This is a genomic window from Aromatoleum evansii (assembly GCF_012910805.1).
Classification (GTDB): Bacteria; Pseudomonadota; Gammaproteobacteria; order Burkholderiales; family Rhodocyclaceae; genus Aromatoleum; species Aromatoleum evansii.
This window is the reverse complement of the sequence record NZ_WTVK01000105.1, coordinates 1-9,129: the sequence shown is the minus strand read 5'-3', so window position 1 is coordinate 9,129 and position 9,129 is coordinate 1. Positions and strand designations below refer to the sequence as shown.

The following is a 9,129-nucleotide window of genomic DNA, read 5'->3' as shown; positions in this document are numbered from 1 at the left end:
GAGATGTGTATAAGAGAGAGCGCTGAATTTGCGGCGGGGGGGATTAGCGGGGGGAAAACGGGTCTATTCCGCGCAATCGAACCGCCTTGCCGCCGCCATAATCGGTTCCATGCTGCGCACAGAGCGCGGTAGTCGGGAGAATCAGCATGAACGTCAAGCGCTACTTTGCCCCCTCCGCCCGTGAGGCCCTGCGTGCCCTGAAGGCCGAACTCGGTGCCGATGCCATCGTGCTGTCGAACCGCGCGGTGGAAGGCGGCGTGGAGATCCTGGCCCTGCCGGCGGACGACGTGGGAGCGCTGCCGGGGACGCCCCGTGCGGCCGCGCCTGCTGCGCGGCCGGCGGCGCAAGCCTCCGCACCGGCAAGCGAGGATGACGACTTCCAGGTGAGCCTGTCCGGGCGCACGCCCGCGGCCCCGGCTGCGGCGTCGAAGCCGGCGAAGATCATCCGTCCGTTCAACCCGCCGCGCATGGAGACTGCCGACTACGTGATGCGCACGCGGGCGGCGGCATTGAGCGAGCAGTATTCGATCGACGGCTGGGAGGCTCCCGAGGCCGCGGCCCGTCCGCTTGCCGCCGACAAGGCGCCTGCCCCGAGGAAGCCGGCCCCGGCCGCGCCGCAGGTCCGCGCCGCCGAGCCCGCACGCGCGATGGAGGATGAGCGCATCCGTTCGCTGCAGGAGGCGAACGTCCAGCTGATGAAGGAAATGGCCGGCATCCGCAGCATGATCGAGCGCCAGCTCGCCGGCTTCGCTTGGGGCGAGACCCGGCGCCGGGCACCCGCACGGGCGGACATCGTCGGCGAGCTCCTCGAAGCCGGCTTCTCCGGCGTCCTCGCTCGTCGCCTGGCCGAATCCGTGAATGAAGAGGCGTCGCCGGAGGATGCCCGTACCGCGGTGAAGAACGCCCTTGCGCGCGATCTGCGTGCGGTCGCTTCCGATGCGGACATCATCGACCGTGGTGGCGTGTATGCGCTGGTGGGGCCGACCGGCGTGGGCAAGACGACGACGACGGCGAAGCTCGCGGCACGCTGCGTCGTGCGCCACGGCGCCGACCGGCTGGCACTGATCACGACCGACGGCTACCGCATCGGCGCGCAGGAGCAGCTGCGCATCTACGGGCGCATCCTCGGCGTGCCGGTGTTTTCCGTGCGCGACGCCGCCGACCTGCGCCAGACCCTCGCCGAGCTGCGCAACAAGCACATGGTGCTGATCGACACGATGGGCATGAGCCAGCGCGACAAGATGGTCGCCGAGCAGGCCGCGATGCTGACCGGCGCCGGCGACGTGCGCCGCCTGCTGCTGCTCAATTCGACCTGCCGTGGCGACACGCTCGCGGACGTCGTGCGTGCCTACAGCGGGCCGGACCTGGCTGGTTGCGTGCTGACCAAGGTGGATGAGGCGGCATCGCTCGCTCCGGCCCTGGATGTGGCCGTGCGTAACGAACTCAACGTCTTCTATGTCGCCAACGGCCAGCGCGTGCCGGAGGACCTGCACCTTCCGAATCGCGCCTATCTGCTGCATCGCGCGCTGCGCGAGCAGTCCGACGAGTCGCCGTGGAAGCTGCAGGGCGACGAGGCGGCCCTGATGCTGGCGGCTGGCGGAGTCTGACATGATCGACCCGCGTGAAGACCAGGCTGCCGGGCTGCGGCGTCTGTTCCGGCGCGCTCCTCCGACGGTCGTCGCGCTGTACGCGACCGGGCGCCGGCGTGCGCATGTGGCGCTGCAGGCGGCGCATCGCATCGCGGGGCACGGCCGGCGCGTGCTGTTGCTCGACGAGGCGCAGGGCGAGGATTCGCTGGCCGGGGTGCTCGGCCTGCCTGCGGGAGGCGACCTGCTGGGCGTGCTCGGTGGTCGCAGTTCTGTTCGGGAACTCGTCCAGCCGGTACCGGGTCTGCTCGGGCGCGTGCCGGTGGCGGCCTGCGCGCTCGCTCTGCCGCTCCTCGATGGCGAGCGGCGCGACTGCGTGCTCGATGCGCTGCGGACGCTGCAGCGCCCGGCGAATTTCATCCTGATCCACTCGGCGTGCGAGAGCGCTGCCGACCCGTCGCCCTTCGCGCTGGCGGCACCGCGCCGTCTGGTCGTCGCCGAGGCGAGCCGCAGCGGCGCGACCGACGCCTACCAGGTGATCAAGCGCCTCGCCGCGGCCGGCGCGGGTTCGCTGCACGTGGCGGTGTGCGGGGCGCGCGGGCGAGCCGACGCCACGGCCTTCTTCCACAGCCTGAGCGAGCTCGTGCGCCGCCACGTCGGCGTGCCGCTCGCCTGGCTGGGCGAGGTCGAGCGCGACGAGTTGGCTGCGGGCTTGGGGCAGGGCGCGGCGGAGGCGTCTGCGCGCGATGCCGAGGCCGCCTTCCTGCGCCGCCTCGCGACGTTTGGCAACGTACAGGCCGGCGCGGCGGCGGAGCGGGGGAGGCCGTCATGGGATTGAGTGCGTACCCGTTTGGCAAAAGCGGGTCGGCTGCGGGACAATGGAAGTCCGCCGGTTTGCCCCCATGTCCGGAACCCCGTCCAGGACGGAAGAAGATACAGGCGAAGTGGATGTACGACGCAGCGGGTAATCTCGACAAGAACCATCTGGTGGAGGCCTATGCCCCGCTGGTCAAGCGCATCGCCTACCACCTGATGGCGAAGCTGCCGGCCAGCGTGCAGATGGACGACCTGATCCAGAACGGCATGATGGGCCTGCTGGACGCGATCGGCCGCTACGAGGACGGACTGGGCGCACAGTTCGAGACCTATGCGGTGCAGCGCATCCGCGGCGCGATGCTCGATGGCCTGCGCGAGAACGACTGGCTGCCGCGCAGCATGCGGCGCGACATGCGCCGCATCGAGTCGGCGGTGCACGAACTGGAACAACGCCACGGACGCCAGCCGTCGGAGGCGGAACTCGCCGAACTGCTCGGCATGCCGCTCGCCGATTACCAGCGCATGCTGCAGGACGCCCGTGGTTACCAGCTGGTGCATTTCGAGGACTTCACCGACGGCGAGGGCGAGGACTACTTCGAGCGCCATCTGGGCGAGCACGAATCGAATCCGGCCGACATCCTCGAGGAGGCCGACATGCGCAGCGCGCTCGTGCGGGCGATCGAGGATCTGCCCGAGCGCGAGAAGCTGATGATGGCCTTGTACTACGACGAGGAGCTCAACCTGCGCGAGATCGGCGAGGTGCTGGGCGTGTCCGAGTCGCGCGTGTGCCAGCTGCACAGCCAAGCCGTGGCGCGACTGCGTGCGCGCATCCTGGGCAGCGCCGGGCCGGCCGGGACTGCGACCCGGCCGCGCCGCGGACGGCCGCCCAAGAATCCTCCGTCCGGCAGCTGAGTAGGCCGGCCGAGGGACTGCGGACATGGACAAGATCAGCGTCGTAGGGCTCACCTTGGGTATCGCCGCCCTGATCATGGGGCAGGTGATCGAGGGGGGGCATATCGCATCGCTCCTGCAGCCCACCGCCTTCCTCATCGTGATCGGCGGCACACTGGGGGCCGTGATGCTGCAAAGCCCACTGAAGGTCTTCCGTGAGGGCATGCGCATGACCCGCTGGGTCTTCGTGCCGCCGCCGGCTAGCCATGCGGCGCTGATCCGGCAGGCGACGAGCTGGAGCCAGATCGCGCGCAAGGAAGGGCTGCTGGCGCTGGAGGCGCAGATCCCGCGCATCAGCGATTCGTTCACCCGCAAGGGGTTGCAGCTCCTCGTCGATGGCGTGGAGCCGCAACGCCTGCGCGAGGTGCTGGAGGTCGAGATCGACGCATGGGCGGCACAGATGCGCCAGGGCGCGCGCATCTGGGAAGCCGCAGGCGGCTATGCGCCGACGCTGGGCATCCTCGGTGCGGTGCTGGGCCTGATCCACGTGATGGAAAACCTCACCGATCCGTCGAAGCTGGGCGCCGGCATTGCGGTGGCCTTCGTCGCCACCGTGTATGGCGTGGGCTTCGCCAACCTCGTCTTCCTGCCGATGTCGAAGAAGCTGATGGCCTACGTGGCCGACGGGGTGTCGCAGCGCGAGATGCTCGTGGACGGGCTGGTCGGCATCGCCAACGGCGACAATCCGCGCATCATCGAGAGTCGCATGCAGGGCTACATCGCCTGAGCGTGCCGCGATGCGACGCCACCGCAGACACCGCCAGCTGGACGACGCGAACCACGAGAATCACGATCGCTGGCTCGTGTCCTACGCGGACTTCATCACCCTGCTGTTCGCGTTCTTCGTCGTGATGTACTCGCTGTCGTCGGTGAACGAGGGCAAGTACCGCGTGCTGTCCGATTCGCTGATCAACGCCTTCCGCAACATCACCGTGAATGTGCCGGGCGATCCGGTCATCGCCCCGCCGCCGGCCGTCGCGCCGCCCAAACCCGCGCCGCTGTCGCCGAATCCCGACGAGGAGGTCGAGAGGCGGCGTCGTGCCGAGTACAAGCGCATGACGACGATGGCCGAGGACATCCGGCGCGTGCTGGAGCCGCTCACCCAGGGGGGGCAGGTGCGCGTGGCCGAGGGGGCGCGCGGGATCTCGGTGGAAATCAACGCCCGGGTGCTGTTTGCGCCGGGCGATGCGGTGCTCGCGGCGCCTGCGGTGACGGCCCTGCGGGCGGTGGCCGAGGTGCTGGCGCGGGCTGAGTTTCCGGTGACGGTGGAAGGGCACACCGACAACCTGCCGATACGCACCGGGCGCTTCCCGTCGAACTGGGAGCTGTCCGCGGTGCGTGCATCCACGGTCGTGCGGCTCTTCATCGAGTCGGGCGTGCGTGGCGACCGTCTCACTGCGGCGGGTTACGCGGACCAGCGTCCGCTCACCGACAACACCAACGAGGAGGGCCGTGCACGCAACCGGCGCGTGACGATCCTCATCGAGTCGATGGTCGGCGAGCCGCCGCCGCGCGGGCCGGGGCAGATCCGCCAGGGCGATCCGATCCGTGCGATCCTGCCGGGCGAGGTGGTCGAAAGCGAGGAAACGCCTCCCGCCCGTTGAGGGCGCGCGGCACGCCCGTGTTTCAGGCGCCGGCGTGCGGGATGAAGCGTTCCAGCACGTGTCCTGTCATCCCCTTCGCAAGCTCCTCCTCTCCGTAGAAGATCGTGCCGATGCCTTCGTTGCTCAGCAGCCGCGAGTCGTCCTCACTGTGGGTGCGCAGGACGATCTCGATCGCCGGATTGAGCGCGCGCGCAGTGGCGACCATGGGGCGGACGTTGACGGGGTCGGGCGTGGCGATCACCAGCATCGCCGCGTTGGCGATGTGGGCCTGGATCAGCACCGCCGGTTCGGACGCGTCGCCCGCGACCGCCGCCACGCCTTCGCTGCGCAGCTGTTCGACCTGTTCGCGGTTCTGTTCGGCGACGACGAAGGGGATGCCGCGCGCGGAGAGGGCTTGCGCGATGCGCCGGCCGACGCGCCCGTAGCCGACCAGCACGACCTGGCCTTCGAGGTACTGGCGCGCGGTGGTGGTCGGCAGTTCGGCGTACGGGTCTTCGCGGCGCTCGAGCCGCCGTGCGAACTCGGAGTGCTTCAGCGTCCACTCGCGGATCGGCTTGACCGTCGCGAACACCAGCGGATTCAGCGCGATCGAGATCAGCGCGCCAGCGAGCACGAGGCTCATGCCGGTCTGCGGCAGCAGGCCCAGCGACAGCCCCAGCCCGGCGAGGATGAAGGAGAACTCGCCGATCTGCGCGAGGCTGGCCGCGACCGTGAGTGCGGTGTTGAGCGGATAGCGGAACGCGAGCACCAGCGCCATCGCCGCGAGCGATTTGCCGACGATGATGATGAGCACGACGGCGAGCACCTGCAGCGGGTGATCGACGACCACGGCGGGATCGAACAGCATGCCGACGGCGACGAAGAACAGCACCGAGAAGGCGTCGCGCAGCGGCAGCGACTCCTCGGCGGCGCGGTGGCTGAACTCCGATTCGCGCATCATCATGCCGGCGAAGAAGGCGCCCAGCGCGAAGGACACGCTGAAGAGCTGCGCGGCGCCGTAGGCGATGCCGATCGCGGCGGCGATCACCGACAGCGTGAACAGCTCGCGCGAGCCGGTGCGCGCGACCTGCCACAGCAGCCAAGGGAGCACGCGGCGGCCGGCGATCAGCATCAACGCGATGAAGGCGGTGACTTCGAGCAAGGTCTTGCCGATGGTCTTCCACAGCGGGTCGGCGGCGCCGGCGGCGGAGTCCGCGGGGGCGCCGAGCGTGCCCGCGAGCGGTGGCAGCAGCACGAGGATGACGACGGTGGCGAGATCCTCGACGACCAGCCAGCCGACCGCGATGCGGCCGTTCATGGTGTCGAGCACGCCGCGCGCCTCGAGCGCCTTGAGCAGCACCACGGTGCTCGCGCACGACAGCGACAGGCCGAACACGAGCGCGGCGCCGAGGTCCCAGCCCCACCACCACGCCACCCCCATGCCCAGCACGGTGGCGAGGCCCATCTGCACGACCGCGCCGGGCAGGGCGATGCGCCGCACCGCGAGGAGGTCGTCGAGCGAGAAGTGCAGGCCGACGCCGAACATCAGCAGCATCACGCCGATCTCGGAGAGCTGCGAGGCGGTGTGGATGTCGGCAACGAAGCCGGGGGTTGCGGGGCCGATCGCGATGCCGGCGACGAGGTAGCCGACGAGCGCCGGCACTTTCAGGCGTTCGGCGACGAAGCCGAGCACCAGCGCGAAGCCGAAGGCCGCGGCGATGGTCGTGATGAGGGAGATGTCGTGGTCCATTCGGAGTCTTGTTCGTTGGGGGAGGGCAGCCATGACGACGCCCGCCGGTCTCGGGGGAGGCCGGCGGGCGTCGGGATGCCGCTTCCTGAAAGACTGCGCGGCGGCGAATGGGTTCCGGCCGCCGGGGCGCGGCCGGCAAATCAGGCCGTCGTCAGGGCCGCGGGCGCGACCTTGGGGGTGAGCGCCATGCCCTTGCGTGCGCGACGGTGGACAAGCGACGCGAGTTGGGACGGTTTCAGGTCGATCGTCACGGCCTTGCCGCCGCGGCCGGTGCCCTCGACGCGCAGCGTCGCCTCGTCGGCCGGGACGGCCACCGCGACGAGTGCTTCCTTGTCGTCGAGCGCCATCACGATGACGCCGCGTCCGCCGGCCTGCACCTTCATCTCGCTGCGCATGAAGACGAGGATGCGGCCGTTCTCGGACACCGCGGCGATGCGTTCGCCGACTACGCGGGTGGGGCCGAGGACCTTCTCGCCCTTCTCCAGCGTCATGAAGGCCTTGCCCGCGCGCTGGCGGCTGGTGGCGTCACCGAGCGTGCAGATGAAGCCGTAGCCGCCGGAGTTCGCGAACATCCAGCTCGATTCGGGTTCGGCGGTGAGCACCTGCGCGAGCTTGCCGCCGTCCTGGAAGTCGACCAGCGTCGTCATGGGGGCGCCGTCGCCGCGCCCGCCGGGCAGATCGGCCACGCGCACGGTGTAGGCGCGGCCGTTGGTGTCGATGACGACGAGCGGCCAGGTGGTGCGCGTCTCGATCACCGCGAAGGCGAAGTCGCCCGCCTTGTAGCTGATCGCCGCGGCGTCGATGCCGTGGCCCTGGCGCGAACGGACCCAGCCGTTCTTCGACACGATCACGGTGACGGGTTCGTCCGGCACGCTGATCTCCGCGGGGGCGACCGCGGCGACGGCTTCGATGACGGTGCGGCGCGCATCGCCGTACTTCTTCGCGTCCTCGGTGATCTCCTTGAGGATCAGCCTGGTCATCGCGGCGTGGCTGTCGAGGATGTGTTGCAGGCCGTCGCGCTCGTCCTTGAGTTCGGCGAGCTCCTTCTCGATCCTGAAGCCTTCGAGGCGCGCGAGCTGGCGCAGGCGGATCTCGAGGATGTCCTCGGCCTGCACGTCGCTGAGGCCGAAGGCGGCGATCAGCGCGGGCTTGGGCTCGTCGGACTCGCGGATCACGCGGATCACTTCCTCGATGTGCAGGAAGGCGATCATGCGGCCTTCGAGGATGTGGATGCGGCGGTTGACCTCGTCCAGGCGGTGGCGGGTGCGGCGATCGACGGTGACGTAGCGGAAGTCGATCCACTCGCGCAGGATCTGCACGAGGTTCTTCTGCTGCGGCCGGCCGTCGCGGCCGATCATGGTCATGTTGAGCGAGGCGGAGGTCTCGAGGCTGGTGTGCGCGAGCAGCACGGCCATGAACTCGTCGCGGCTCTGGCGGCTGGAGCGCGGCTCGAGAACGATGCGCACGGGCGCCTTGTCGCTGGATTCGTCGCGCACGGTCTCGAGCACGCCGAGCACGAGCTGCTTGAGGTTCTTCTGCTCCTGGCTGACTTCCTTCTTGCCGGCGCGCGGCTGCGGGTTGGTCAGCGTCTCGATCTCGGCCAGCACGCCGGCGGCGGACACGCCGTGCGGCAGCTCGTCGACGATGACGCGCCACTGGCCGCGCGCGAGCTCCTCGATGTGCCAGCGCGCACGCACGCGCAGGCTGCCGCGGCCCGACTGGTAGGCGTCGCGGATGGCGTCGGGCGAGGAGATCAGTTGCCCGCCACCGGGGAAGTCGGGGCCGGGCAGCAGCGGCAGGATGTCGTCTAGGCCGGCGTCCGGGTGGCGGATGAGATGCACGGTCGCATCGGCGACCTCGCGCAGGTTGTGCGGCGGGATCTCGGTCGCCATGCCGACGGCGATGCCGGAAGCGCCGTTGAGCAGCACGAAGGGCAGGCGCGCGGGCAGGAGCTGCGGCTCCTCGAAGGCGCCGTCGTAGTTGGGCACGAAGTCGACGGTGCCGCGGTCGATTTCCGACAGCAGCAGTTCGGCGATCGGCGTCAGGCGGCATTCGGTGTAGCGCATCGCCGCGGCCGAGTCGCCGTCGCGCGAGCCGAAGTTGCCCTGGCCGTCGACGAGCGGGTAGCGCAGCGAGAAGTCCTGCGCCACGCGCACCATCGCGTCATAGACGCTGGAGTCGCCGTGGGGATGGTATTTACCGATGACGTCGCCGACGACGCGCGCCGACTTCACGTGCTTGGACGTTGCCGACAGGCGCATCTCGTTCATCGCGTAAAGGATGCGGCGCTGCACCGGCTTCATGCCGTCCTCGACCTGCGGCAGCGCGCGCGACTTCACGACGCTCATCGCGTAGGCGAGGTAGGCGCGCTCGGCGTACTGGTCGAGGGCGAGGGTGCCGTCGTCGGGGGGCGGGGCGTCGTTGCCGCCGCCTGCCGGTGGGG

The 9,129-nt window shown here is 69.9% G+C and carries 7 protein-coding genes; 5 read left to right on the top strand and 2 right to left on the bottom strand.

Annotation, left to right across the window (positions count from 1 at the left end; genetic code table 11):
* The first annotated feature begins 146 nt into the window (after positions 1–146).
* The 5 genes from flhF to motD all read left to right on the top strand — a co-directional run bounded on the left by flhF (position 147) and on the right by motD (position 4,957).
* Positions 147–1,607, top strand: a complete 1,461-nt coding sequence (gene flhF, locus GO615_RS26595; RefSeq protein WP_169132874.1) for a flagellar biosynthesis GTPase FlhF — start codon at positions 147–149, stop codon at positions 1,605–1,607.
* Position 1,608: 1 nt separating this feature from the next.
* Positions 1,609–2,424 carry a MinD/ParA family ATP-binding protein gene (locus tag GO615_RS26590; protein WP_169132873.1) on the top strand — a complete coding sequence of 272 codons (816 nt, stop codon included), beginning with the start codon at positions 1,609–1,611 and terminating at the stop codon, positions 2,422–2,424.
* Positions 2,425–2,534: 110 nt separating this feature from the next.
* On the top strand, positions 2,535–3,314 hold the full coding sequence (locus tag GO615_RS26585; protein WP_169132872.1) for an RNA polymerase sigma factor FliA: 780 nt from the start codon (positions 2,535–2,537) through the stop codon (positions 3,312–3,314).
* 25 nt (positions 3,315–3,339) lie between these two features.
* Complete coding sequence (locus GO615_RS26580) at positions 3,340–4,080, top strand: flagellar motor protein (RefSeq protein ID WP_169132871.1); 741 nt, start codon at positions 3,340–3,342, stop codon at positions 4,078–4,080.
* Positions 4,081–4,090: 10 nt separating this feature from the next.
* Positions 4,091–4,957 carry a flagellar motor protein MotD gene (motD, locus tag GO615_RS26575; RefSeq protein ID WP_169132870.1) on the top strand — a complete coding sequence of 289 codons (867 nt, stop codon included), beginning with the start codon at positions 4,091–4,093 and terminating at the stop codon, positions 4,955–4,957.
* A gap of 22 nt (positions 4,958–4,979) precedes the next feature.
* On the opposite strand, the gene GO615_RS26570 is transcribed toward motD, so the two are convergent.
* A complete protein-coding gene (locus tag GO615_RS26570; RefSeq protein ID WP_169132869.1) occupies positions 4,980–6,686 on the bottom strand; it encodes a cation:proton antiporter in 1,707 nt (568 codons plus the stop codon).
* A 140-nt stretch (positions 6,687–6,826) separates the two neighbouring features.
* On the bottom strand, positions 6,827–9,129 hold a 2,303-nt coding region (gene parC, locus GO615_RS26565), incomplete at its 5' end, for a DNA topoisomerase IV subunit A (RefSeq protein ID WP_169132868.1).

Excerpts from the sequence above, each read along its gene's own strand:
- flhF (WP_169132874.1), top strand. The coding sequence starts at position 147 with ATGAACGTCAAGCGCTACTTTGCCCCCTCCGCCCGTGAGGCCCTGCGT.
- GO615_RS26590 (WP_169132873.1), top strand. The coding sequence starts at position 1,609 with ATGATCGACCCGCGTGAAGACCAGGCTGCCGGGCTGCGGCGTCTGTTC.
- GO615_RS26585 (WP_169132872.1), top strand. The coding sequence starts at position 2,535 with ATGTACGACGCAGCGGGTAATCTCGACAAGAACCATCTGGTGGAGGCC.
- GO615_RS26580 (WP_169132871.1), top strand. The coding sequence starts at position 3,340 with ATGGACAAGATCAGCGTCGTAGGGCTCACCTTGGGTATCGCCGCCCTG.
- motD (WP_169132870.1), top strand. The coding sequence starts at position 4,091 with ATGCGACGCCACCGCAGACACCGCCAGCTGGACGACGCGAACCACGAG.
- GO615_RS26570 (WP_169132869.1), bottom strand. The coding sequence starts at position 6,686 with ATGGACCACGACATCTCCCTCATCACGACCATCGCCGCGGCCTTCGGC.